Source organism: Plantactinospora sp. ZYX-F-223, assembly GCF_039649625.1.
In the GTDB taxonomy this organism is placed as follows: domain Bacteria; phylum Actinomycetota; class Actinomycetes; order Mycobacteriales; family Micromonosporaceae; genus Plantactinospora.
This window is the reverse complement of sequence record NZ_JBDJAV010000004.1, coordinates 288,170-314,383: the sequence shown is the minus strand read 5'-3', so window position 1 is coordinate 314,383 and position 26,214 is coordinate 288,170. Positions and strand designations below refer to the sequence as shown.

13 protein-coding genes are annotated in these 26,214 nt (G+C 72.7%); 12 read left to right on the top strand and 1 reads right to left on the bottom strand.

Features of this window, described 5'->3' with window-relative positions:
* Positions 1-2 precede the first annotated feature (2 nt).
* The 4 genes from AAH979_RS06350 to AAH979_RS06335 are packed head-to-tail and all read left to right on the top strand — an operon-like array spanning position 3 to position 5,307.
* A complete protein-coding gene (locus AAH979_RS06350; protein ID WP_346257086.1) occupies positions 3-3,008 on the top strand; it encodes an ATP-binding protein in 3,006 nt (1,001 codons plus the stop codon).
* 8 nt (positions 3,009-3,016) lie between these two features.
* Positions 3,017-3,436 carry a hypothetical protein gene (locus tag AAH979_RS06345; protein ID WP_346257085.1) on the top strand — a complete coding sequence of 140 codons (420 nt, stop codon included), beginning with the start codon at positions 3,017-3,019 and terminating at the stop codon, positions 3,434-3,436.
* Entirely contained in the window at positions 3,433-4,458 is a 1,026-nt protein-coding gene (locus AAH979_RS06340) for a hypothetical protein (RefSeq protein WP_346257084.1), read from the top strand. The genes AAH979_RS06345 and AAH979_RS06340 overlap by 4 nt, the downstream gene beginning before the upstream one ends.
* 27 nt (positions 4,459-4,485) lie before the next feature.
* Positions 4,486-5,307, top strand: a complete 822-nt coding sequence (locus AAH979_RS06335; protein WP_346257083.1) for a hypothetical protein — start codon at positions 4,486-4,488, stop codon at positions 5,305-5,307.
* Positions 5,308-5,416: 109 nt separating this feature from the next.
* On the opposite strand, the gene AAH979_RS06330 is transcribed toward AAH979_RS06335, so the two are convergent.
* Positions 5,417-6,817: a non-reducing end alpha-L-arabinofuranosidase family hydrolase gene (locus AAH979_RS06330; protein WP_346257082.1), complete on the bottom strand. Its 1,401-nt coding sequence runs from the start codon at positions 6,815-6,817 to the stop codon at positions 5,417-5,419.
* A 614-nt stretch (positions 6,818-7,431) separates the two neighbouring features.
* On the opposite strand from AAH979_RS06330, the gene AAH979_RS06325 reads away from it, so the two are divergent.
* The 8 genes from AAH979_RS06325 to AAH979_RS06290 all read left to right on the top strand — a co-directional run bounded on the left by AAH979_RS06325 (position 7,432) and on the right by AAH979_RS06290 (position 26,187).
* Positions 7,432-9,054, top strand: coding sequence for a sigma-70 family RNA polymerase sigma factor (locus AAH979_RS06325; RefSeq protein WP_346257081.1), 1,623 nt, complete (start codon positions 7,432-7,434; stop codon positions 9,052-9,054).
* A gap of 650 nt (positions 9,055-9,704) precedes the next feature.
* A complete protein-coding gene (locus tag AAH979_RS06320; RefSeq protein WP_346257080.1) occupies positions 9,705-10,868 on the top strand; it encodes a hypothetical protein in 1,164 nt (387 codons plus the stop codon).
* 269 nt (positions 10,869-11,137) lie between these two features.
* On the top strand, positions 11,138-17,926 hold the full coding sequence (locus AAH979_RS06315) for an SDR family oxidoreductase (RefSeq protein WP_346257079.1): 6,789 nt from the start codon (positions 11,138-11,140) through the stop codon (positions 17,924-17,926).
* Positions 17,927-17,928: 2 nt separating this feature from the next.
* Positions 17,929-22,434, top strand: a complete 4,506-nt coding sequence (locus AAH979_RS06310; RefSeq protein WP_346257078.1) for a beta-ketoacyl synthase N-terminal-like domain-containing protein — start codon at positions 17,929-17,931, stop codon at positions 22,432-22,434.
* 31 nt (positions 22,435-22,465) lie between these two features.
* On the top strand, positions 22,466-22,753 hold the full coding sequence (locus AAH979_RS06305) for a phosphopantetheine-binding protein (protein ID WP_346257077.1): 288 nt from the start codon (positions 22,466-22,468) through the stop codon (positions 22,751-22,753).
* Positions 22,750-23,532, top strand: a complete 783-nt coding sequence (locus AAH979_RS06300; RefSeq protein ID WP_346257076.1) for an alpha/beta hydrolase — start codon at positions 22,750-22,752, stop codon at positions 23,530-23,532. Before AAH979_RS06305 ends, AAH979_RS06300 begins: the two co-directional genes overlap by 4 nt.
* Positions 23,462-24,439, top strand: coding sequence for a hypothetical protein (locus AAH979_RS06295; RefSeq protein WP_346257075.1), 978 nt, complete (start codon positions 23,462-23,464; stop codon positions 24,437-24,439). The genes AAH979_RS06300 and AAH979_RS06295 overlap by 71 nt, the downstream gene beginning before the upstream one ends.
* Entirely contained in the window at positions 24,436-26,187 is a 1,752-nt protein-coding gene (locus tag AAH979_RS06290; RefSeq protein WP_346257074.1) for a hypothetical protein, read from the top strand. Before AAH979_RS06295 ends, AAH979_RS06290 begins: the two co-directional genes overlap by 4 nt.
* The last annotated feature ends 27 nt before the right edge of the window (positions 26,188-26,214 follow it).

Sequence of the window (26,214 nt, the reverse complement as noted above, 5' to 3'; positions counted from 1 at the left end):
CGGTGTCCGGCGGAATCCCGCTCCTGGACGACGAGGGGCGACCCGTACACCGGCTGGTCGCGATCCAGTCCAGCCCGGACGTTTCCGGGCAGGACCGGGAACTGGCGGGGGCACGAGCCACGCTGCTGCCCGCACTGGGCCAGGCGCACGCCTTCGGGTCCACCGTCCTACATGCCTGGGTGCGTCCGGCTCCCGGGGCGCCGATCGAGGTGCTGACCGGCGGCTTCGCGGCGGTCGGCGCGACGGGCCCGTACCGGAGCACGCTGTATCCGCTGGGCGGGCTGGTGGTGCCGCTCGCCGACGGTGCCGCCGGGCGCACGCTGCGCTCCCTGCCGGCCTGGGTCCGTTGCGCGGGCGGGGTGGACACGCTGGCCGCCCCCGCGACCGGGCAGCGGTCCTTGCCCGGTCCGTTCGTCTTCGAGGACTGCGTGACGCAGCTCGTGGACACCCCGTTCGCCTGGTTCGTCGTCGCCGAGCCGGTTGCCGACGAACACGCCCGGGGCAGACTGCGCGAGCTGGCGTACGCGATTCCGCGGCTGCGGGACCGCCAGGGCGTCTCGGAGACCGGCCGGATGGAGCTGGAGCAGGCCGAGGCGCGCTATCGCGAACTCGCCCGGGCCGAGCCGGCCGGGCTGTGGGACGTACACGTGCTCGTCGGGGCCGCCGACAGTGTCCGCGCCCGCGGCGTCGCGGCCCTGCTCTGCCGGGCGGCGGCCACCGCCCCACTGCCGTACGCCCTGCGCCCGCTGCCGGAGGTGGCCGACGGGCTGGACGGGGCGTGGGCCGCACCCGGCCGGGTGACCGCACTGCACGCGCCGTTCGCCGCGCCGGCCGAGGTGGTCGCGGCGGTGGCCCGCCCGCCGCACCGGGAGCTTCCGGGGGTACGGATCGTCCGGCCGAACACCTTCGACGTCACGCCGGAGACCGTCCCGTCCGAATCCGTCGTCGCGCCGGGGACCGTCTCGTCCGAGTCCGTCCCGCCCGGGACCGGCACGGCGGCCGGGTCACTGGTTCTCGGCACGGTGCTGGACCGGGCGCTGCTGCCGGCCGGTGAGTTCCGGGTCGGCGCCGGGACCCTCAACCGGCACACGTTCGTCTGCGGCGCGACCGGCGCCGGCAAGTCCCAGACGGTACGCGCGTTGCTGGAGTCGCTGCACGGTGCGGGCGTGCCGTGGCTGGTGATCGAGCCGGCCAAGGCCGAGTACGCCGGAATGGCCGGGCGGCTGCCTCCAGACGCCGGCGTGCTGGTGATCCGGCCCGGTGAGGTGGACGTCGCACCGGCCTCGCTCAACCCGCTCGAACCCGAGCCGGGCTTCCCCATGCAGACGCACATCGACCTGGTGCGGGCACTCTTCCTCGCCGCGTTCGAGGCCAACGAGCCGTTTCCACAGGTGCTCAGCCAGGCGATCGTGCGCTGCTACGAGGAACTCGGCTGGGAGCTGCCGCTCAGCGAACCCCGGGACCAGGCCGTCCGGCCCCGTTATCCCACCCTCGGCGACCTGCAGCGCGCCGCCCGGGAGGTCGTCACCCAGATCGGCTACAGCGACCGGATCGCCGCCGACGTACGCGGCTTCGTCGACGTACGGCTCGGCAGCCTGCGCCTCGGCACGCCCGGCCAGTTCTTCGAGGGCGGCCACCCGCTGGACCTCGCGGACCTGTTGCGCCGCAACGTCGTGCTGGAACTGGAGGACATCGGCGACGACCAGGACAAGGCGTTCTTCATCGGTACGGTGCTGATCCGGATCGTCGAGCACCTGCGGGTACGCGCGGCCAGGGACGGCGCCCCGCGCGGACTGCGCCACGTCACGGTGATCGAGGAGGCGCACCGGCTGCTCAAACGCGTACCCGAGGGGAGCCCGGCCGCGCACGCCGTGGAGCTGTTCGCCGGCCTGCTCGCCGAGATCCGCGCGTACGGCGAGGGCATCGTGGTCGCGGAGCAGATCCCCGCGAAGATCCTGCCGGACGTCGTGAAGAACACCGCGCTGAAGGTGGTGCACCGGCTGCCCGCCGCCGACGACCGGCTCGCCGTCGGCGCCACCATGAACCTGGACCCGGAGCAGTCGCAGTACGTCGTGACGCTGCCGCCCGGCCGGGCCGCCGTCTTCGCCGACGGCATGGATCGTCCGGTCCTGGTCGGGATCCCGTTGGGCGAAGAGCGCGAGGACGCCGCGGCCGCCACCCGCCGGGCCGCGATCGCCCGGCCGGCGTTCGGCGGCTGCCCGGTGTCCTGCCGCGCGGAGCCGTGCACCGTGCGGCGGATGGTCACGGCGGCCGGACTGGTCCGGGACGAGCCGAGGCTGGTGCTCTGGGCCGAGGTGCTGACCGCCGCCCACGTCGTCGGCGAGGCGGAACCGGTGCCGGACGCCCGATGGCTGGCCTCGGTACGCGGTCGCGCCGACCAGGCGACGCTGACCTGTGCCACGGCCCAGCTCGCCCACGAGGCGGTCCAGGTCCGATACCAGGTCCTCGCGTCGGCGTACCAGCCGGAGACGCTCGCCGGCCACCTCGCCGACCGGCTGCGCGGCTGGCTGCTCGGCCCGGCCGCCGAGGACGCCCGGTGCGCCGGCGAGACACACTGGCAGGCGGGCGCCTTCCGCTGGGTGGACGTGGGTTGGGCGCTGCGGCGGGCCGGGCAGCAGGACGGCCCGCACGCCGACACCGGTCAGTGGCGGCGGCGCGGCCTGGATCTGCCCGGTGACACCCCTGCCGAGCAGCTGGCACAGCTCCACGCCCGTCCGGAGAGCCGGCTGCCCGGGTGGACCGGGGTGGGCGGCACGTCCCGCCCGGCCCGGTGGGCCGTCGCGGTCGACCGGCTGAGCGACGAGCCGGACCCGCGCCGCCGCCTGCGGCAGGCGGCTGGCTTTCTCGCCCTGCAACGGCCCTGGCTGGTCGGCCGGTTCCTGCCACCGGCGCCCGGCACCGCCGGGCAGCTGGCGGGGCGGGCCGGGACGTCCCGGGCGGAGACCGGTTCGGCACCGGCGGACACGCCGGCGGCCGGCGACGAGTAGGAGGACGGATGGACTCGCCAGACCACGACATCGTCGCCACCGACCGGCGGCTGGCCCTGGCCACCCCGACCGACCTGGAGGCGGTCGCCACCCGCGCCGTCGACCTGTACGACGAAGGGCTCCTCGAAGAGGACATCCCCACCATCGACCAGGGCGGACCGACCGGGCCCGGTGGGTTCGACCCGTACGACGAGCAGTTCCTCGCCGACGGCGGCCCGAGTGGCTACCTCGGCCCAGCCGACCGGCACCCCGGGCCGGGTGGCGGTGCTGGTCCGGCCGTCGACGGCTACGACACGTCGAGCCTGGCACCCCCGGACTCGCCCTCGGCGCTCAACTTTGTCGACGGGCACCCGCACAGCGGACTCATGCCCGAGGAGTTCATCCTCGCCGAGCAGTTCGACCAGTTGCGTACGAAGGAAGGTTGGTGACGATGATCGGACTCGCCCAGGCCGACGATTTCGACGAGCAGCGGCAGGACCAACAGAAGGAAGGGATCGACTATCTGGCCCGGTTGCCCCAGCAGCCCTGGACGGACGAACCGAAGCCGCCCAGCGACACCTTCGTCGAGGACCTGCGTAAGGATGCGCAGGAGACCGCCGGCTTGCTGCACGATGCCGCCCAGGTGGGTGGGCAGCTCGCCGACGGGGCCGCCGCCGGCCTGCCGCAGGAGGGGCAAGCCACCGTCCAGGTCGGTGGCGATCTCGTCGAGGGCGCGACCGGAATGATTAAGGACGCGTACCAGATGCCACCGTCGCCGGAGTGGTACCTGGACGCGGAGACCCAGGAGGTGACCGCCTGGGTCGAGCATGCCGGGAGGCTGTACCACGGACCGCTCCCGGAGTCGGAGTCGGAGTCGACAGCCGGGGCGAGCATTCGCGATGCCAGCGAGTTCCAGCCGTTCGCCGACCCGATGGACGTGGTGATGACCCGGCCCTGGTCCGCCGGCCCGGGCCAGGGATCGGAGAGCGCCGACGAGGCGGCGCCGCGGCTACCGGCACCGGCCCAGGCGGTGTCCGAGCTGTACGAGAGCGTGCAGGTCCTCGACGCCCAGTTCCGGCACGGGCACGACTTGCCGACCCAGCTACCCGAGCTGTCCGAGATGGACACCGCCGAGCTTCGCGGCGTGGTGGCCGAACTCAAGACGCAGGTCAAGGAGCTGGTCGCCGAGATCAACGAGCGCCGCGCCGAGGAGAGCCGGGCGGTGGTCGAGGAGACGGCCACGCTGGACGAGGCACCACCGCCGCTGGTCGCGGTGACCACCGACCCGCCGTCGGATGGTTCCTACCAAGCCGGGTATCGGGGTGAGCCGGGCGGCGACCAGACTCGACCGGTGGTCGAGCCCACACCGGCGCCAGCGGAACCGACGGTGGAAACGCCTACAACGCCGGAGGAGTATCCCCCGTACGAGGCCGGATATCGCGGCGAGCAGCCGCGCCGGCCGGAACAGTGACGGATCGTCCCCCGTGCGGGCCACGCCGTGAGTGAGCTGCCCGGTGCGTTCACCATCGCGCTGACCGTGTCACGCCCGCTGGCCCGCGCCCAGCTCCGTACCCTGCCGTGGGGAGTGTCCGGCTGGTTGTTCGGGCTGGGCTGGCGGTTTTTCGCCCGCAGGGTCGACGGGCACTGGGCGCTGGCGAACGCCGAACGGCTCCGCTTCGCCCTCGGCGCGGTGGTGGTCTGCTCCGGCCTGACGAGCGCCGCCACCCTCGGTGCCCGGGTCTGGCCGCTGATCCTGGCGAAGGCCGTGCTCGGCCCGGTGCTCGGGACGCCGGGCGTCGCGGCGGCCGGCGCGTACCTCCTCGTGCGCTCCGAGGGCGACCGGGCGTACGCCCGGACGCTGCTGCGCCGCCCGTTCGTCGCGGGGCTCGGCTGGATCTCCGCCGCCGGGGTTCTGCTGCTGGTGATCTGGTTCGTCCACGACGATCTGCGCCGGCCCGGCGTGTCCACCGTGCTGTTGCTGCTCGGGACGGCCTGTCTGGTGCCGTTCACGCTGGGCGGCGTACTCCAGATCCACCGCAACGCGTTCGCGGCGGCCGACGGGCATCCGCTGCTGCCCGCGCTCGCCGCGCCGTGGCTTTGCCTCGGTGCAGTAGCGCTGGAACTCGTCCTGGTGGGTGTGCAACCGGCGTCGCTGGCAATGTCCGGGGCGGCCGCCGCCGCAATGGTGGCGGTCTGCGGGTGGGAGTACCGTACCGGCCGCGAGGTGTACGGCATCAGCGCCCGCACGGGCCCGCCGGGTCTGGAAACCGACCCGGACACCGGTCGGGTGTGGTGGTCCCCGATTGCCGGCCCTTCCTAGTCACGGACCCGGCGGCCCCGCCCATCGTGGTGCGGGGCCGCCGGCGGACCTGCGGTCGGCTGTGCGCTTACCGCTGGGGTGTACGGAGGCTTCCCTCAGCGGACAACCGTCAGCAGGTGGAGTTGGTCTGGGTGAGTAGGCCGAGGCGCCAGGGGAGGCTGTTGTAGTCGCCTCCGGCGTTGGGGTCCATGCCCTGGTAGGCGTAGCGCATGTTGCAGGGGCTGATGGTGAGGGTCTGGTCGACCTGGTCGCGGATCATCTCGCCGTGGCTGATGTCCCGGGTCCAGGCGCCGGCGGGGAAGTTCACGTTGTTGGCGCGGGCGAAGGGGTTGCTCTCGGTGTCGGCCAGTGCCTGCCAGGGGCCGGCGATGGCAGGTGCGGTCCAGGATCGGAACCACCGGCGGCCGTCGCTGCCGATCGCCTCGTGGATCAGGAGGTACTGATTCTGGCCGGCCACCTTGTAGACGTTGGCGGCTTCGAAGAGCCGGTTGCGGTCGGCGTCCTGCATCGCGATCACCGGTTGGTTCATGCCGTTGGGGAAGTTCGCCACCGAGGTCTGTGACCGGTAGAGGTGGCCGTTGTCGTCCGAGGAGAACAGGTGGCAGTTGGCGCTGTCGCAGATGACCCACATGTCGACCCAGTAGCCGTTGCCGATGTTGTCCTGGATGATCTGCGGCATGCCGCTGTAGAAGTGCCGTGGCGCGGTCCAGCCGTTCGGGTTGCTGATGTCCGGGTTGGTGGAGTACGAGGCGTTACCGGTCTGGTAGACGAGGTACCACAGTCGGTGCGGTGCGAAGTAGAAGACCTGTGGTGCGGCCCGGTATCCGGTGCCGAGCGGTGCCTGGTCGAGGTAGTGGAAGGTGGCGTTGTTGGCCTGCGACCAGTCGGTGAAGTTGAGGTAGACGAGGTTGTAGCCCGCGGACTTCGCCGTGCTCGCGAAGACGTGGTAGCGGCCGTTGTGGTAGACGACCGAGGGATCCTTGATGCCGGCGATCTGGCGACTGTCGTTCTTGGGCCCGACCAGCACCCCGCTGGAGTTCCACCGGAAACTGGTGGGCAGGCTTCCGGTCGGTGGGTTGGTCGGCGGGTTGGTCGGCGGGTTCGTGGGCGGGTTGGTTGATGGGTTGGTGACGCCGCCGGTGCAGGTCGTGCCGTTCAGGGTGAACGTCGAGGGCACCGGATTGCTGCCGGTCCACGATCCGTTGAAGCCGAACGACACGCTCGCGTTGGTGGCGATCGCGCCGTTGTAGCTGACGTTCCTCGCGGTGACCTGGGCGCCGCTCTGGGTAACCGACGCGTTCCACGCCTGCGTGACCTGTTGACCCCCACCGTACGTCCAGTTCAGGGTCCATCCGTTGATCGGGTCACCCAGGTTGGTCACGGTGACATTGGCGCCGAACCCGCCGGACCACTGGGATGATATCGAGTAGTTCACCGAGCAGCCGGCCGCAGCGGCGTGCGCGGGGAGGACCACTGCGGCTGCGGCGGCAACCATTCCGATGACCGGCACGAGCAAGCCTGCTCGTAGTCTGGCTGTCTGACGCACTGAAGACTCCTTACAGTCGCGCTGCTATCCGCCCGCGCGTGGCGCAAGGGGCGGCTGGGCATATCCGCGTCGTGTGATTCGACCGGTGGCGCGGCGCGCGGCAGGATCGGTGTCCCCCGGGTGCGGTATGCACCCGTGCCCATGGGTCGACATCGATGTTAGCGGTAACATATCGCTACCGGGCTAGGGACCGCAAGAGGTGATTTCCGGCGTGTTGAATGAATGCGCCACGTCGCCCGAACGATGGGCCAGGCGGTCGTCCTCGGGCCGCCTCTTCCTGTTTCTGCTCGACAGCGAGGAGTCTGTGAATCCGTCCCGGATCCGGATAAGGCGTACCGGGTTTCCCCGTTCCGGTCGGGCTCGTGCTTCCTGACCGGTGGCCGGACAGGTACGGCTAGTTCTTGACTCAGTCGCCGCCGTCCATCACAGTCAACCACCACACCACCGGCGCGGCGACTGCCAGGTATGCGCTCGGCGTGTGGCGGCTCGACCCGTGCCGCTGCTCGCCGAGTCGTCTCCTGGTCGTGGACGCCGGCCCCGATCCACCACCACCCCGGGTCCTGCGACAGCGATGGGATATGCGAGCTACCCGTACCAACGAGGCGAGCCTGGTCGTCGCCGCGCAGGCCGGGAACCGGCAGGCGCTTGACGAGCTCACCGCCGCCTACCTGCCGATCGTGTACACCTTGGTGCGCAGGGCCATGAGCGGCGATCCGGATGTCGACGACGTCGTGCAGGAGACGATGCTCCGGGCCCTGCGCGAGCTGCGGACGCTGCGGACGCCGGAGAGCTTCCGGCCCTGGCTGCTGGCGGTCGCGTTGCGCCAGGTAAGCACGCAACTACAGCGGCAGCGCCGCGCCGCCGAGCGGGCCGTACCCCTGGACGAGGTGGCCGCGGAGCCGGACGCCGACGCGGACTTCGAGGATCTGACGTTGCTGCGTCTGGACCTGTCCGACCAGCGCCGGCAGGTGGTACGGGCCAGTCGCTGGCTCGATCCGGAGGACCGGGCGTTGCTGTCGCTGTGGTGGCTGGAGACCGCGGGCCGGTTGAGCAGGGCGGAGCTGGCGGAATCGCTCGGCGTCGGCGTGGCGCACGCCGGTGTGCGCGTCCAGCGGATGCGCCACCAGCTGGAACTGAGCCGGACGCTGGTGGCCGCGTTGGACGCCAGACCCGGCTGCGACCGTCTCGGGGCCGTGCTGGTCGACTGGGACGGCCGGCCGAGCCCGCTGTGGCGCAAACGTATTGCGCGGCACACCCGGTCCTGCCCGGTCTGCCAGCGCCGTACCGAGGATCTGGTCGCGCTGGAGCGCCTGCTCGTGGGCCTCGCGCTGGTCCCGGTTCCCGCCGCCCTGGCGGCGGCGCTGGTCGGCAAGAGCACGGTGACGGCCGGGGTCGTCGGCGCGTTGTCGACGGCGGCCGTCTCGGGCGGGAGCGGGGTCGGCGGTTCCGGGGCGGTCGGCGCGGGCCTCAAGGCCGGGCTTGTCGGCCAGCTCGGTCACCTGATCGGGGCGCATCCCATCGTGGCGGCGGTCGCCGCCGGTACGGTCGTCGCCGGTGCCACGGTCACCACGGCGACCTGGCCGGCGCCGGAACCACGGCCACCCGTGCGCATCGCCGCGCCGCCGTCGACACCCACTGCCGCCGCGCCGTCGTCGGTACCTGCGGTCACCGTCGCGCCGACGTCGGCACCGCGGGCGAGCGCGCCGACTCCCCGGCGCCCGAGCCCGACCGGCGGCACGCCGTCGAGCGTCGAACCCCGGCCGTTTCCGTCCGGGAGCGCGTCGATGGAGTCGGTCAACCAGGTGGGGCTGTTCGCCACCACGGCCGACGACCTCGGCGTACTGGCCCGGGTCGGCCCGGACAGCGACGGGAGAGCCCGGCAACGTGCGACGTTCGAGGCGGTCCCCGGTCTGGCCGACAGTAGCTGTGTCTCCTTCCGGGCCCAGGACGGGCGGTACCTGCGGCATCTGAACTGGCGGGTGCGGTTGGACCCGGAGGTGGGCACCCGACTGTTCCGCGGGGACGCGACCTTCTGCGTGCGCGAGGGCGTGGTACCGGGCTCCGTGTCGCTGGAGTCGTCCAACTATCCCGGCTGGTTCCTGCGCCACCGCAACCTCCAGTTGTGGGTGGACCAGTCGACCGGTACCCCGGACTTCCGCGCCGACGCCTCCTTCCGGACCCGGCCTCCGCTGGCCGGGTAACCCCGCGCTCGCCGTCGGCCTCCCTCCGGGCGGTCCCGCGTCCCCGGCTGTTCGTCGGGCGCCGTCCGCCGGTGGTGCGACGATCGACAGCCCGGCCGCCCCGGCCGCCATCGCGACCGTCCGGTGCCGCCGCCGATAACAGAAAAACGCTGTGAGATTTTTGATTGTGGCCGATCCGGCCATCTTCGGTGCGAAGTGTTATCGGTCGCCACCGTCAGACGTCGGAGTCGGAAGGGCTCGCTCGGGTGTCAGGCGTCAATGCCTGCACCCTGAACCGGCTTCCAACACCCGTGCAGGCCGTGACCGGTCTGGCAATATCGCGTACGTCCGCCTGAGCGGTTTCATCCGGTCCCGTCCGATGTGACGAGGCATTTACGCCGTGGTTGTTAGCGTTAACACACGCGCCTCCCCGCACACCCAGGCGACAGAAGGGGAAAGACCCATGGATGTCGTGCGATGTACATCGCCGTACGGCGACGCCGCCATCAGCGCCGCCCAGCTCTCCGCCGACGGGCGGGCCCAGGTCCGCAACCAGCGGGTTTCTCCAGGCCGTCGAACATCGGCACCCTGGAGGGCGCCCCTTCTACAAGCACAACGGCGGGGGCGTTGTTTGGACTACGATCGGCCCCTCCTACCGGAAGGAGTCCACAGTGAAACGATTGATCGCCGTCGGCGTCGCTGCCATCCTGCCGCTCTGGCCCGGCATCCCGGCGGCCGCCAGCACCGCGGCAGCGCCGCCGGCCCGGGTCACCTCGCACTACGAAACGGCCACCGGTAACACCGCCGCCCGGGACTGCGGCTACAGCGTCGTCCTGCCGGACCAGTCCGACCAGGCGCTCTGGCTCTTCTGCGACACCGTGTTCCTCGACCCGGCGGGTGAGGCCTTCGGCTTCATCGGCGGGACGACGGCCGCCACCGGTCCGTACGCCCCGGGAGCGGTGCCGGACCAGTTGAGCGAGCTGCCCACCCCGCCCGCCTCGCCAGCGGTGCCGCCGCGCACCGATGCCCCACGCCCGTTCCTCCCGACGCCCACCGGGCTGGTGCTCCCGGACGGCAGACCGTGCGGTACGGCCGGCACCAACTCGTACGCGGCGTCGTGGCTCAGTGGGGCGACCCGGGGGCCGGCCCGGCTGATCAACGGGTACGACGGCAGTGACCTCGTCGCGCTCACCTACTCCGACGTCTGCGTCCGCGGCTCCTGGGTGTGGACGACGCAGGCCTGGGGGATCAGCTTCTATCACCCGGCGAGCAACACGTTCGTGGCGCATCACCGCGTTTTCGCCACCGGCGCCACCGACGACCTCCAGTGGCAGCGGCAGCTCGGCTCGCCGATCTTCGCCGACGACGGGTTCCTCTATCTCTACGCGTTCCACTGCGACGACTCGGGCTTCGGCGCGTGCGGCACCGGCCGTACCGTGCTGGCCCGCACGCTGTGGCGCGGCGTCGCCGCCTGGTCCCGGCCGCTGGCCTACCGCTACTGGACCACCGACGGCTGGACCAGCGACATCGCCGCCGCCGACTCGGTGATGTCCGGGGCCCGGCCGTTTTTCCTCGACGTTCGGGCCTATTCCGACGGGCTGGCCGCCATCGAGCAGACCAGCCTCGGCGGCCACTACCGGATCTGGCGCGCCAGTTCTCCGACCGGCCCTTGGACCGTCGGCGAAGAGCGACAGATCGCAGACTGCGCGTCGAGTGCCGAATCCTGGTGCTACGCGTTCTTCGGGCATCCGGAGCTAAGTACGGCGAGCCACCTCATGTTGTCCTATTACGACCCTGACCAGCAGCACGTCATGGCGAACGCCGTGTCGTGGTGAGGCAACCGACTGCATGGCATCTGCGAAATGTTACATAGCGGGTGCAGATACTCTGCGGCGCCCCGCCGATGACCGGGAATCCCCAGGTGTTTGGGGATCGAGAAAGATCACCAAAACGGCGAAAGGTCGACGCCAAGTGGTCTTGTCCGATTGATATTGACGCCCATAAAGTGATGGCCAGCTCAGCAGCGGATCTTTGTCCACCTAGTGCGGATCGCCGTTGAAGTAATCACACCATTCGGGGGCATGCGGTGTGTAGTGATGAGCTAGTGGTTGCCATCTGTCCAGGTACCGTCTTCGCACCCAGTCCACGTCTGGTCGCCGCCGTCGGTGCCGGCGGCGGTCTGGGCGTACTCGACCTGTCTGTCGACAACACACCCGGCTTGCGGGCGGTGCGCGAAACCGCGTCGCTGTCCTCCGTACCGTTCGGAATCCGGGTGGCCGCAGGCTGCGAATTTCTCCTCTCCGATGTGGAGCGCGCGGCTGCCGGCAGGCTCTCCACGATCATCGTGGCAGCGGACTCACCCTGGCCCTGGGCGGAGGAGGCGGCCCGGCACCGGGTTCTCGTCGAGGTCACCGACCTCGACGAGGCCCGCCGGGCCGCCACGGCCGGCGCGTACGGGCTGATCGTCCGCGGATCGGAGGCAGGCGGCCGGGTCGGTGAACTCAGTTCGTTCGTCCTGATGCAGCGGATTCTCGCCGACGACACCCTGGACCTGCCGGTCTGGGTCTGCGGCGGCATCGGCCCGCGCACCGCCGCGGCCTGCGTCATCGGCGGGGCCCGCGGCGTGGTGCTGGACACCCAGCTCGCGCTCATGCCCGAGGCCGACCTGCCGGACGACACCATCGCCGCCATCCGCCGGATGGACGGCTCGGAAACCGTCCTTCATGGACACGTACGGGGAATTCCCCGACCTGGCACCCGTGACCTGCTCCAGGTCGGCCAGGACGGGGGACTGGCGTCGGAGTTCGCCCGCCGCTGGCCGGACGCCGCTGCCGCGGTACGCGGAGTCAGGGCGGCGATCCGCGACGCCATCGCCGACGACGCCGCTCCCGATTTGCTGGCCTCCGGAGCGCCGCTGGCCCGCGCGCTCGGCGTGCGGTTCCCGGTGGCGCAGGGTCCGATGACCCGGGTCAGTGACGAGGCGCCGTTCGCGGCAGCGGTCGCGGACGGCGGCGGGCTGCCGTTCGTCGCGCTGGCGCTGGCCGACGCGGAACGGTCCCGGCGCCTGCTGCGCGAGACCGCCGCCGCGCTGGGCGACCGTCCCTGGGGGGTCGGCATCCTCGGGTTCGTCCCGGACGAGCTGCGGGCGGCGCAGCTCGAGGTGATCCGGGAGATTCGACCGACCTGCGTCGTCGTCGCCGGAGGGCGGCCGGCACAGGCGACCGTGCTGGAGGCCGACGGCATCGCGACCTTCCTGCACGTGCCCTCGCCCGGTCTGCTGCGCCAGTTCCTGGCCGCCGGTGCCCGCAGGTTCGTCTTCGAGGGCGCGGAGTGCGGCGGGCACGTCGGCCCCCGGGCCAGCTTCCCACTCTGGGAGGCCCAGCTCACGGTGATCGAGCAGCACCTCGACGCGGGCGGCGACGGCGCCGGGCTGGAGGTGTTCTTCGCCGGCGGCGTCCACGACGCGCGGTCCGCGGCGATGGTCGCGACCATGGCGGCGCCGCTGGCCCGCCGTGGCGTGCGGATGGGCGTCCTGATGGGTACGGCCTACCTGTTCACCCGGGAGGCGGTCGAGTGCGGCGCGATCCGGCCCGGGTTCCAGCGCGAGGCGTTGGCGGCGACCGGTACCGCCCTGTTGGAGACGGCACCCGGGCACGCCACCCGGTGCCTGCCCAGCCCGTTCGTGGACGACTTCCACCGGCTCCAGGCCGAGTTGTCCGCCGCCGGAGCCGACAGCCGGCAGGTGTGGCAGCACCTGGAAATGCTCAACGTCGGCCGGCTACGACTCGCCAGCAAGGGCGTCCGCCGCGACGGCGACGACCTGGTGGCGGTCGACGAGCACACCCAGTCCACCGAGGGGCTGTTCATGGCCGGCCAGGTCGCCGTGCTGCGCGACGCGCCGACCACCATCGCCGACCTGCACGCCGGGGTGACCGGTGACGCGGCCGCCTTCCACCGCGAGCGGACCCGGGCGTTGCGCGCCGGACTCGGCACCCCGGAGCCGGCCGGGCAGCCGCGGGAACCCGCACCGCTGGACATCGCGATCGTCGGCATGGCCTGCGTGTTCCCCGGGTCGCCCGACCTGGCCGGTTTCTGGCGGACGATCCTCGACGCCGAGGACGCGATCACCGAGGTGCCCGCGCAGCGGTGGGACGTCGACACCTACTACCGCCCCGAGGTGGGCCCCGACCAGGCCGGCCGGTACACCGTGTCCAAGTGGGGCGGCTTCCTCCGGCCGGTACCCTTCGACGCGATCCGGTACGGCATTCCGCCGGCCGCGCTGGGCAGCATCGATCCGACCCAACTGCTGGCGCTGGAGGTCGCGCACCGGGCGTTGCTCGACGCGGGGTACCCGCCGGAGTCGTCCGCCGTGGACCGCTCCCGGATCGGTGTGGTCTTCGGTGCCGAGGCCGGCAGCGACATGGGGCACGCGCAGACGCTGCGTACCATGCTCCCCGGCTATCTGGGTGAGGTGCCCGCCGGGCTGGAGGGTCAGCTCCCGACGGTGACCGAGGACTCCTTCCCCGGCGTACTGGCGAACGTCATCGCCGGCCGGGTGGCCAACCGGCTGGACCTGGGCGGGCCGAACCTCACCGTCGACGCCGCCTGTGCCTCCTCGCTGGCCGCGCTCGACGCGGCGTGCAAGGAACTGCTGACCGGCGACAGCGACGTGATGGTCTGCGGCGCGGCCGACCTGCACAACGGCATCAACGACTTCCTGATGTTCACCTCGGCCCACGCGCTCTCCCCGACCGGGCGCTGCCGCACCTTCGACAGCTCCGGCGACGGGATCGCGTTGGGCGAGGGGGTGGCCTGCGTGGTGCTGCGGCGGCTGGCCGACGCCGAGCGCGACCACGACCGCATCTACGCGGTGATCAAGGGCGTCGGCGCGTCGAGCGACGGCCGGGCCCTCGGCCTCACCGCGCCGCGTGCGGAGGGCCAGCGGCGGGCGCTGGACCGGGCGTACCGCAGCGCCGGGGTCTCGCCGAGCCGGGTGGGGCTGGTGGAGGCGCACGGCACCGGCACGGTGGTCGGCGACCGTACCGAGCTGGAGACCCTCACCAGGCTTTTCACGGACGCGGGTGCGGCGGCCGGAGAGTGCGCACTGGGCTCGGTGAAGTCACAGATCGGGCACACCAAGTGCGCCGCCGGTCTGGCCGGCGTGATCAAGGTCGCCCTCTCGCTCCATCACGGTGTCCGTCCGCCCACGATCAACCTGAGCCGGCCCAACCCGGCCTGGCAGCCCGAGCTGAGCCCGTTCGCGTTCTACACCGAGTCGCGTCCATGGCTGGCAGCCCCCGCGGATCGACTGGCCGGGGTGAGCGCCTTCGGCTTCGGCGGCACCAACTACCACGCCGTACTCAGCGGTCACGCCGGCACGGTGCCGCCGCGCCACACCCGGCACGAGTGGCCCGCCGAGCTCTTCTGCTTCCGGGGCGCCGACCGGGCCGCGGCGCACCGGTCGGTGTCGGCGCTGTCGGGCGAGCTGGCCGCGCCGCGGGTACCCGCCGTCCGGCTGCGCGACCTGGCCGCCCGGCTGGCCCGGGAGTCCGAACGCCGGAGCGGCCCGGTCCAGGTCGCCGTCGTCGCCCGTGACCTGGACGAGCTGGCGACCCTGCTGCGGCGGGCGCTGGCCGGTGAGCACGACCCGAGGAGCGGCCTGGTCCAGCCGTCCCGGCCGCCCACCGGGGGCACGGTGGCCTTCCTGTTCCCGGGGCAGGGCAGCCAGCGGCCGGGTGCGTTGGCCGACCTGTTCGTGAGCTTTCCCGAGCTGCGGCGCTACCTTCACCTCGGCGGCGAGCTGTCCCGGCTGCTCTGCCCGCCCAGCGCGTTCGGCGAGCCGGCCCGGCGCGAGCTCTCCGACCGGGTCCGGGACACCCGTGCCGCGCAGCCGATCCTCGGCATCTGCGGTCTCGCCGTCGACCATCTGCTCCGCCGGCTCGGCGTCCAGCCGGACGCCGCCGCCGGGCACAGCTACGGCGAGCTGGTCGCGCTCTGCGTGGCCGGCGCCTTCGACGAGCAGACCCTGCTGGACCTCAGCCGGGAGCGGGCGGACGCCATCCTGGCTGCCGCCGGTGCCGACCCGGGCACGATGGCCGCGGTCGCGGGGACCGCGCGGCAGGTCGGCGACATCCTCGCCGACGGTGGCGTCGACGACGTGGTCGTCGCCAACCACAACGCACCGGACCAGGTCGTGATCTCCGGACCCAGCCCGGCCGTCCGGGCCGCGGTCGCGACGTTGACCGACGCCGGACTCTCCGCCCGGGGACTCCAGGTCGGGTGCGCGTTCCACAGTCCGCTGGTCGCCGGGGCCGGCGAGCGGCTGGCCGAGGTGCTGGCCCGGACCCCGGTGACGTCTCCGGCGATTCCGGTCTGGGCCAACCGGACCGCCGGGCGCTACCCGGACGACCCCGACGGGGTCCGGCGCGAACTGTCCGCGCAGGTCGGCGCGGCGGTGCGGTTCGTGGACCAGATCGAAGCCATGTACGCCAGCGGGGTGCGGACCTTCGTCGAGACCGGTCCGGGTCAGGCGCTCACCCGGCTGGTCGGTGCGGTGCTGGGCGACCGCCCGCACCTGGCCGTCGCGTGTGACGGTGCGCCAGGTGCGGGGCTGCGGGCTTTCCTGCTCGCGCTCGCCGAGCTGGCCTGTGCGGGCGTACCGGTGCAGACCGGCTGGCTGTTCCGGGGCCGGGACGCGGACGGTTCCCCGGAGCGCGAGTCCCCGGCCCGGCCGACCTGGACGGTCGACGGTCAGCTCGTCCGGGACGCCAACGGCGACTGCCTGCCCGGTGGCATGAGACCACCCCGACGCGTCGAGGAGTTGCAGATGACCACAGCGGCTGGCGGACGCGACGATCTGGTCGCCGAATATCTGCGGACGGCCCGCGAGCTGATCGCCTCGCAGCGTGACGTCATGCTCGCGTACCTCTCGGACGGGGCGCCGGGGAACACCGGCCGGCTGGTCTGGCAGCCCGCCCAGGCGGAGCTGGCGGCGTCGCCGGCGGTCGCCGTACCGGTGCCGGCCGAACCCGCACCGGAGCCGGTCGAGGCGGCGCCCCCGGCCGAGCTGGACTTCCAGGGCGCGGTGCTCGCGGTCATCAGCGAACGCACCGGATACCCGGTCGACCTGGTCGGCCTCGACCTCGACCTGGAGGCCGACCTGAGCATCGACTCGATCAAGCGCGCCGAGGTCGCCGGAGAGGTCGCCACCCGGCTGCGGCTGCCGGTGGCCGGCGGTGACCAGGCCGCGCTCGAGGACCTGGTCAAGGCGCGCACGGTCCGCGCCATGGTGGAGTGGTTGACCGAGAAGGTCGCCGCCACCGCATCAGCGGGTAGCACGTCCGTTCGGCCACCGGAACCACCGGGGTCGCCACGCTCCCCGCAGGCGGCGGAGCGGACCGGGCCCGACCATCCGATCGCGGCGCCGACCCGGATGGTGGCCCGCCGGCTGGCCCTGACGGAACCGGCAGGTGCGGCGGAAGGCGACCTGTCGGGCGCTACCTTCCTGGTCACCGGTGCCGGGCCGGTGCCGGACCGGGTGGTGGAATTGCTCCGCGAGCGCGGTGCGACCGTGCGGAGCGCAGCGCTGGAGGAGGACCGGCCGCTCCCGGCCGACGAGCTGGCTGCGGCCGGGAAGCTGGACGGACTGGTCGTGCTCGACGGCCTGACCGCCACCGGGTGGCAGTTGCTGCCGGCGGTCTTCCCGCTGGTCAAACAGGCCCTGGCCGCCGGCCCCCGCTGGCTGCTGGCCGCCGCCGCGGCCGGCGGGACCCGGACCGACGGCCTGCCGGGTCTGTTCCGGACGATCAACCGGGAGTACCCGGCGGTGTCGGCGCGGCTGGTAGAGGTGGACGGCTCGGCGCCGGCCGAGCGGCTGGCCGCCGAACTGGTCGAGGAGCTCCTGGCCGGCGGGCAGGTGCCGGTGGTCTGCCGGGACGACGGCGTCCGGTACACCGTGGACCTGGTCGCGGAACCGCTGCCCGGCCCGTCCGGCGGCGGCGCCGGGCCGGCGGCCGACGGGGTGGCGGAAGCGCGGGCGCTCGGCCTCGGCAGCGACTCGGTGGTGGTCCTGATCGGCGGTGCGCAGGGCATCACGGCCTCGTTCGCCCGGCTGCTCGCGTCCGCCACCCGCTGCCACCTCCAGCTCGTCGGCCGTACCTCGCCGCCGGACCGTCCCGAGGAGCCCGACACGGCCGGCGCCGCCGACCTCGCCGGGGTGCGCGCGGCGCTGTCCCGGCGCGGCCTGCGCTCGCCGGCCGAGATCGACCGGATGGCGCAGGCCATCATCACCGGACGCGAGGTCGAGGCCACCGTCCGCGAACTGCGTGATCTCGGCAGCCAGGTGCGTTACCACACCCTGGACGTGCGCGACCAGGAGGCGACCCACCGGCTGCTGAAGGAGATCCAGAGCGAGTACGGCCGGATCGACGGCCTGGTGTTCGCCGCCGGCATCATCGAGGACAAGCTGCTGGCGGACAAGTCCCCGGAGTCTTTCGCCCGCGTGTTCGGCACCAAGGTGGACGGTGTGCACGGTGTGCTGGAGGCACTGGAGGACCTGTCCCGGGCGCCCCGGTTCGTGGTCCTCTACGGCAGCATCGCCGCGGCCTTCGGCAGTCGCGGCCAGGGCGACTACGCGGCCGCGAACGACGCGATGGCCGCGATCGGCGGGCGGTGGGCGGCCCGTACCGGCATCCGGTGCCTGACCGTGCACTGGGGACCGTGGGCGCCGGTGGCCGGGCACCGTGGCATGGTGACGGCCGAGCTGAGCCAGGAGTACGCCCGCCGCGGCATCGCGCTGATCGACCGCGAGGAGGGTGTGCTCAGCCTGCTGCGCGAGCTGGCCTGGGGTGACGCCACGGTCGGCTCGGTCGTCTACACCGCCTCGGGCTGGTAGCCGTGACCGGGCCGATCGCCATCGTCGGGATGGCCGTGCTGATGCCCCGGGCGCGGACCCTGGAGGACTACTGGCGCAACCTGGTCGACGGGGTGGACGCCATCACCGACGTACCGCCGAACAAGTGGGACGCGGAGTTCTTCGACCCCGACCAGGCGCACCGGCCGGACCGGCTGTACTGCCGGCGCGGCGGGTTCGTCGACGAACTCGCCACGTTCGAGCCGCTGCGCTACGGTCTCATGCCCGCGTCGGTCCCGGACATCGAACCGGACCAGTTGATCGCGCTGGACGTCGCCGCCGCGGCGATCGAGGACGCTGGCGGGTTCGACCGGCTCCCCGACGGCGACCGGGTCGGAGTGATTCTCGGCCGAGGTGGCATCCTCAGCCCGGCACAGGCCCGGTACGCCCAGCGGGTGCGGATGTCCAGCCAGGTGACCATGGCACTCCGCGAGCTGCTGCCCGACCTGGAGCCCGGCCGGCTGGACCTGGTGCGGCAGCTCTTCGACGAGCGGCTCGGGCCGCACCAGCCGGAGGGCACGATCGGGCTCGTCCCCAACCTGACCGCGTCGCGGATCGCCAACCGGTTCAACTTCCGTGGCGCCGCGTACACCCTCGACGCCGCCTGCGCCTCCTCGCTGATCGCGGTGGACCAGGCGATCAGCGAGCTGTATCGCGGGCGGCTGGACGTGGTGCTGGCCGGCGGGGTGCACCACGTACACGACATCAGCTTCTGGTCGGTCTTCAGCCAGCTCCGGGCGCTGTCCCGGCGCGGCGAGATCCGGCCGTTCGACCGGGACGCCGACGGACTCCTGATCGGCGAGGGCACCGGCATCGTGGTGCTCAAGCGGATGGCCGACGCGGTCCGGGACGGTGACCGGGTCTACGCCGTGGTCAGGGGCATCGGGGTGTCCAGTGACGGCCGTTCGGCCAGCATGTTCAACCCGGCCACCTCCGGCCAGGTACTCGCCATCCGGCGGGCCTGGCAGGCGGCCGGGCTGGACCCGACCGCGCCGGACGCGCTGGCGCTGCTGGAGGCGCACGGCACCGGTACCCCGACCGGCGACGCAGCGGAGCTGGCCACCGTGGCCGAGGTGTTCGGTCCGGACCGGGGCGGAACCCGGCCGGTGATCGGTTCCGTGAAGTCGATGATCGGCCACACCATGCCGGCCGCCGGGATCGCCGGGCTGGTCAAGGCGGTGCTGGCCGTACACCGTGGCGTGCTGCTGCCCACGCTGCACTGCGACCGTCCCCGGCCCGAACTGGAGCGGACGCGGTTCCGGCCGCTGTCGACGGCGGCTCCGTGGGAGGGCACCGGCCCGCGCCGGGCCGGGGTGAACGCGTTCGGCTTCGGCGGCATCAACGCGCACATCATCGTCGAGCAACCACCGGACCCGCCGCTGCGGCGCGGCACGCCCCCGGCCAGGCTGACCGTCGAGGAGCCGGAGCAGGTACTCCGGCTGGCCGCACCCGACCCGGCGGCGCTGCGCCGGCTGCTCGACGCCGACGACGCCGAGGTCCGCGCCCTGGCCGCCGCCGACACCACCGGGGTCCGCGCCCGGGCCGCCGCCGACCCCGCCGGGCAGCGGTGCCGGATCGGGATCGTCGGCCCCACCGCCGACCGGCTCGGCACCGCCCGGCGCGCGGTCGCGCTGGGCCGGGCGTGGCGGGGCGGTCGCGACGTCTGGTTCAGTCCGGAACCGCTGCTGTCCGGCCCGACGGCCGGGCAGCTCGCGTTCGTCTTCCCCGGCCTGGAAGCGGAGTTCACCCCTCGGGTGGACGACGTGGCGGCACACTTCGGCCTCCCGGACCGGGACTGGTCGGTACCGGATCTCGGCCAGCACGGGGTCTGCGTGATCGAGGTGGGCCGGCTGCTCGACGCGGCCCTGCGGCGCGTCGGCGTGCTGCCCGACGCGGTCGCCGGGCACAGCCTGGGCGAGTGGGCGGCGGCGGCGACCACCGGGCAGATGAGCACGGCGTCCGTCGAGGAGTTCCTGGCCCTGTTCAACGCCGACGCGGTCGAGCTGGCCGGCTACCTCTTCGCGTACGTCGGTGCCGGCGTCGAGCAGGTGCAACCGCTGCTCCGCGACCACCCGGGCGTACTGATCTCGCACGACAACGCGCCCAGCCAGTGCGTGGTCAACGGGCCGGAGGCGCAGGTGCAGCGGCTCGTCGCCGAGCTGCGCCGCAACCACGTCATCTGCCAGCCACTGCCGTTCCGGTCGGCGTTCCACACCCCGGCGTTCGCGAACGGGCTGGAGGCGATCGGCGCGGCGTTGCGCCGCTGGGACGTGGGTACCCCGTCCCGCCCGGTCTGGTCGGCGACCATCGCCGCCCCGTACCCGTCGGATCCGGCCGAGGTGTCGGCGCTGTTCACCCGACACATGGTCGAACCGGTCCGGTTCCGGGCCACCGTCGCGGCCATGCACGACGCCGGAATCCGGGTCTTCCTACAGGTCGGAGTCGGACAACTCAGCTCGGTCATCGCGGAGAACCTGCGCGGGCGCGATCACCTCGCGATGCCGGTCAACGTGCCGGCCCGGAGCGGATTGGCCCAGCTCCGCCGGGTGGCCACCGCGCTGTGGGTGGAGGGCGCCGACCCGGACCTCTCCGCGCTCCCGTCCGCGCTGGCAGGCGCCGCGTCGGGTACCCGGCCGACGCCGCCCGCCTCGGGTGGCGGACCGGCGGCGAGCAACCCGCCGGTACGTCGCGGCGCACCGGTCCGGCTCGACCTCGGCGGACCGCTGGTGCGGCTCGGCCCCGGCGCGAACGGCCTGCTGGGCGTCACCGGACACCGCACCGGGCAGGTCAGCGCGTCCGGCGACACCGCCGCCGCATCCGGCGGGGCGGACGTGCTCAGCACCCTCGAACGGCTGGCCGGGGGTTCGAGCGCCGCCGCCGAGCTGGCCGCGCTGCTGAAGGACACGGCACACAGCGCGGTCAGCGTCCTGGACGCCGCGAGCCGGACATCGTCGTACCGGGAGATCCTCCGGGTGTCCCTGGACGACATGCCGTACCTGCGGCACCACTGCTTCTTCGTCCAGCCCGACGACTGGCCGCACCCGGAGGACCGCTGGCCGGTGGTACCGGCGACCACCGTCGTGCAGCACATGATGGACGCGGTGGAGCGGGCGGCGCCCGGCGTACGAGCGGTCGCGGTCCGCGACGCCCGGTTCCACCGCTGGGTGATCGCCACGCCCCCGCAGGACGTCGAGGTCACCGTCGAGCCCGACGGCCCCGGCCGGTACGCGGTCTCGTTCGGCGCGTTCGCCAGGGCCGTGGTGGAGGTGGCCGACGCTTATCCCACCGACCCGCCTCCGCCGCTGCGCTACGACCCGGGCACCGAACGGCCGCCCACGATCAGCGCCGCGCAGATGTACGCCGAGCGGCTGATGTTCCACGGGCCGATGTTCCAGGGCGTCAGCGAGGTGCACGCGCTCGGCGACATGCACGTGCGGGGCGCGGTGACCACCCCGTCGCCGCCCGGCGCGCTGCTGGACAACGCGCTCCAGCTCATCGGCAACTGGCTGATCACCACCCAGCCGTGGCGCACCGTGGCGCTGCCGGTGGCGCTGGGCCGGATCCGGTTCTTCGGCCCACCACCGCCGGCCGGGAAGGCGTTCACCTGCGTCGCCCGGGTCCGCTCCATCGACGACACCCAGCTCGTGGCGGACACCCAGCTCGTCGACGGCGACCGGGTCTACGCCGTGATCGAGGGCGCGGTCGACCGGCGCTTCGACAGCCACCCCTCGGCCCGCCCGGCGGAGCGCTTCCCGGAGCGGTACCCGATGTCGCAGCGGCAGCCGGAGGGCTGGGCCATGGCCTTCGACGCCTGGACCGACCCGGTGACGCTGGCCATGGCCGCCCGCGGCATTCTCGGCGGCGCCGCGTACGCCGACTTCGAGCGGCAGCCCCCCGCGACCCGTAAGCGCTGGCTGCTCGGCCGGATCGCGGCCAAGGACGCGGTGCGGTTCCGACTGTGGGAGGACGGCCACGTCGACGTGTACCCGATCGAGCTGACCGTCCGCGACGAGCCGGACGGGCGGTCCCGGGTGGATCCGCGACCGGGCCGGGGCATGCCCGAGTGCGACGTGTCGCTGGCCCAGTGCGCCGAGATGGCGGTGGCGATCGCCCGGCCACGCGCCGGGACGGCACCGCCCGGCGCGCCGGGGGTGGGGATCGACGTCGCCGAGATCATCGAGTCGCCGGAGCGCACCGCCGGGTTCGACGAGGCGGAGTCCGCGCTGCTGGAGGCCGTGGCCGCGACGGGGGACCGGGCCACCTGGCTGACCCGGGCCCGGACGGCCAAGGAGGCGGTGGCCAGGGCGGAGGGTGCCGGTCCGAACGGCACCGCGGACCGGTGCACCGTGGTGGCGGCCACGCCCGACGAGACCACGGTCGCCGTCTCGGACCGCACCTACCGGGTCGGGCACCGGACGGTGGCCAACCCCGACGACCTTCCGGCGCGGCGCTACGTCGTGAGCTGGACCTGGGGGCCGGTGTCGGAATGACGGACGAGCCAACGACAAGGGGGAGTACCGGATGATGCCGGCACAGGTCGCCATCCTCGCCGAGGTCACGGACATGCTGCGCGCCGTCCGCGACGACATCGACGCCGAAGTCACCATGGACACCACGTTCCGGGAGGACCTCGGCATCGAGAGCATCGAGATCGTCGCGCTCGCCGGCCGGTTGCAGGCCCGGTACGGCAACGCGGTGAACCTGGCCCAGTTCGTCGCCGGCCTGGACCTCGCCTCCATCCGCGACCTGCGGGTCGGGGAACTCGTCGACTACATCGCGGCGGCCCTCGACCCGCCGGTACGCACATGACGACCCTGCGGGTGAACGGGATCTCCCTGCATGTCCAGGTGCTGGCACCGGTGGCCGAGCGGGCCGCCCCGGCGGTGCTGGTGCACGGCCTGGGCGTCGACACGCTGGCCAGTTGGTACTTCACCCTGGCCGGGGCGGTCAACGACACCGGACGCCGGGTGGTGATGTACGACCTGCGGGGACACGGCCGCAGCGAGCGCCCGGCGACCGGGTACCGGCTGGACGACTTCGTCGACGACCTGGCCGGCCTGCTGGCGGCGCTCGGCGTCACCGGCCCGGTCTGCCTGCTGGGCAACTCCTTCGGCGGGACGGTCGCGTTCGGGTACGCGCTGCGGCACCCGGAGCGGGTCAGCGGCATCGTCGCGATCGAGTCGGCACCGCCGGTCGAGGAGTGGCTGTCGCGGGCCCACCGCCGGCTGGAGCTGCCCGCCGCCCGCGAGCGGTACGGCGCCTCGACGCTCGCCGCCGACCTCGGCAGCAGCCGGCCGACGGATCCGGCGGAACTGGCCGGGATCACCTGCCCGGTCCTCTGCGTGTACGGCGCGGAGTCCGGTCTCGCCGCAGCCCTGCCGCGGATCCGGAACTGGCTGCCGCAGGCACGCATGGCGGTGGTGCCCGGGCAGCGGCACACCGTCCTCGTCGACGCGCCCGCAGCGGTACGCGAGCTCGTCCTGCCCTGGTTGGACACCTTGGAGGGGAGGCATCCGGATGACCGCACCGATCTCGGGGCGCTGGATCATCATCAGCAACGGCCGCTGCGGCTCGACACTGCTCTCTGACCTGATCGCCGATCATTCCGACACGCTGTCGGTGCAGGAGTTCTTCATGTCGACCGTACCGGCGACGAAGAGCGACGCGGTGCTCGCGGGTGCCGAATACTGGGCGTTGCTGAGCAGCCCCAAGCCGGACCTGGCCGCGCTGTTCCGGATCGGCCTGCTGCCCCGCGAGGTGCGGTACCCGGCGGACGGCCGCTGGGCCGGCGAGCTGACCGCGCTGCCGGGCATCCTGGCGGTGACCCTGTCGAAGATCTCCGACAACCCGGACGCGCTCTTCGACGCGCTGGCCGCGCGGGTGCCGGGCTTTCCGCGCCAGCCGGTGGGGCGGCACCACGAGATGTTCCTCGACCTGCTGACCGTGCTCACCGGACGGCGGCGCTGGGTCGAGCGCTCCGGCGGCTCCAGCTATCTGGCGCCGTACCTGCTGCGGGCCTTCCCGGACGCCGGGTTCGTCTATCTGACCCGCAACACGCCCGACACGGCGCGGTCGATGAGCCGCCACTCGTCGTTCCAGATGATCCAGCTCCGGGCGGAGTTCCTGGGCCGTTGCGGGGTCGACCCGTTCTATGCCGAGCCGGAGTCGGTGCCGGCGGATCTCGCGCCGCTGCTTCCCGACCGGCTGACCGCCGCCGCACTGCGCGAGCGGGGTCAGGACGTACGCCGCTACCTCTGGCTGTGCGCGTTCCTGACCAACCAGGTGGAGCAGGCCCTCGCCGACGTCGCGCCCCGACGGTTGCTCACCATGCGGTACGAGGACCTGGTCGCCCGACCGGTCGAGGAACTGGGCCGGCTGGGCCGGTTCCTGGAGTTCGCGGACTGGGCCGGTTGGGCGGACGTCGCCTCGGAACGGGTCGTTGCGCCGGCACCCGGCACCCGCCATCAGATCGAGGGAGGAGCAACGGTCTCATGAACATCCGTCGCAGATATCCGACCCGACGACACCGGCTCGGCGCGGTGCTGGCCGTGCTGTTGCTGACACTGCCGTTCACGGCCACCCCGGCCACGGCCACCCCGGCCACGGCCACCCCGGCCCCGGCCGACCCTGAGCCGGGGCAGCGCGCCTCCGTGACGAGCACGTTGCCGTACCAACTCATCGCGAAGGCGCGTCCGGACGAGTGCTTCAACGGGATCGGCGTGGTCTACCCGGCCGGACCGCCGTGCGCACAGGGACAGCCGAAGGTCAACCAGGCGTACGTCTGGGGGCTGGCCCAGGTCGGCACCCGGGTGTGGTTCGGCACCGGCGCGAACGTGCACTGCGTGGTGCAGGGCGCGACGCTCGGCGAGCCGCAACCCGTCGCGATCCCGGACTACGTGTGCGAGTACGGGGAGAGCCAGATCGTCAAGCAGAACCCGATCGTGCCGGCGGCCGTCGGCGACCAGCGCCGGCCGGAGGTGTTCTACTTCGACCAGACGACCCGCACCGTGGTGCGCAAGACCACCGACATCGAGAACGCGTCCGCCGCCGACCAGCTCCGGCTGCGGGCGACGCTCGGGCTGCGGGCCGGTGGCGCCTTCAACAACGTGGTGCTCTTCGGCGGCCCCGGACTCAACAACAGCATCAACCTCTTCGCGTTCAACGGCACCACGGGGGCCTTCCTCGGGTCGACGAACCTCACCGCGTACGGCAACATCCGCCACTTCGTGGTGGCCGAGGGCGCCCTGTACGCGGGCGTCGGAATCGGGCGCAACGGTGAGGACGGCGGCCAGGTGCTGCGCTGGACCGGCAGCCTGACCAACCCGTTCAGCTTCGTGACCGTGGCGAACCTGCCGGCGCAGGCCGCCGACCTCACCTACTTCAAGGGCCGGATCTACGTCAGTTCGTGGTCGACCGCGCTGGCCAGTACCCCGCAGCAGACCGCCGGCCTGTGGATGAGCCCGCTGCTCGCCGACGGCCAGCCGGGGCTGGTCGCCGGTGACGCGGGTAGCTGGCGGCAGGTCTGGCACGCGCGGATGTACGAGCCGGACCCGGTGATCGCCGGTACCTACGGCCTCGGCGGCCTGGCCGCGTTCGGCGACTACCTCTACTGGGGCACCATGCACGTGCCGCTGAAGTCGGCGTTCGCGCTGCGGTTGCGGTACCCGCAGCCGAGCGACGAGGCCAACTGCCAGCTCCTCAAGAGTTCGCTGCGGGCCGCCGTCGTGTTCCGGGGACGGGACTTCGGTGCCACGAACCAGCAGGTCGACCTGCTCTACGGTGCCTCGGAGCTGTCGACGTACGACCCGGCGGCGAACGCCGGTGTCGGCGGCTGGGTGAACAGGCCGACCAACTACACCCCGCTGTACGGCTCGCAGGGCATCGGCAACGGATACAACAACTACCTCTGGAAGATGACCGTGGCCGGCGGGAAACTGTTCGTCGGCACGATGGACTGGAGCTACCTGCTCAAGGGACGGCTGGGCAGCGGCCGGTGCGGCCACGACATGGGGGAGTACAACGACTACGGCGGCGACCTGTGGATGTTCAGCACTCCGGACGGGCCGGGGACGCCGGTCGACACGGTCGGGGTCGGCAACTACCTCAACTACGGGATCCGCAACATGCTCGCCGACGGGTCCAGGCTGTATCTGGGCATGGCCAACCCGATGAACCTGCGCACCGATCCCAACGACGCCGTTCCGGAAGGCGGTTGGGAGCTGATCGAGATGACCGTCGGGTAGGGCGGGACCGGCATGGTTGGCCGACCG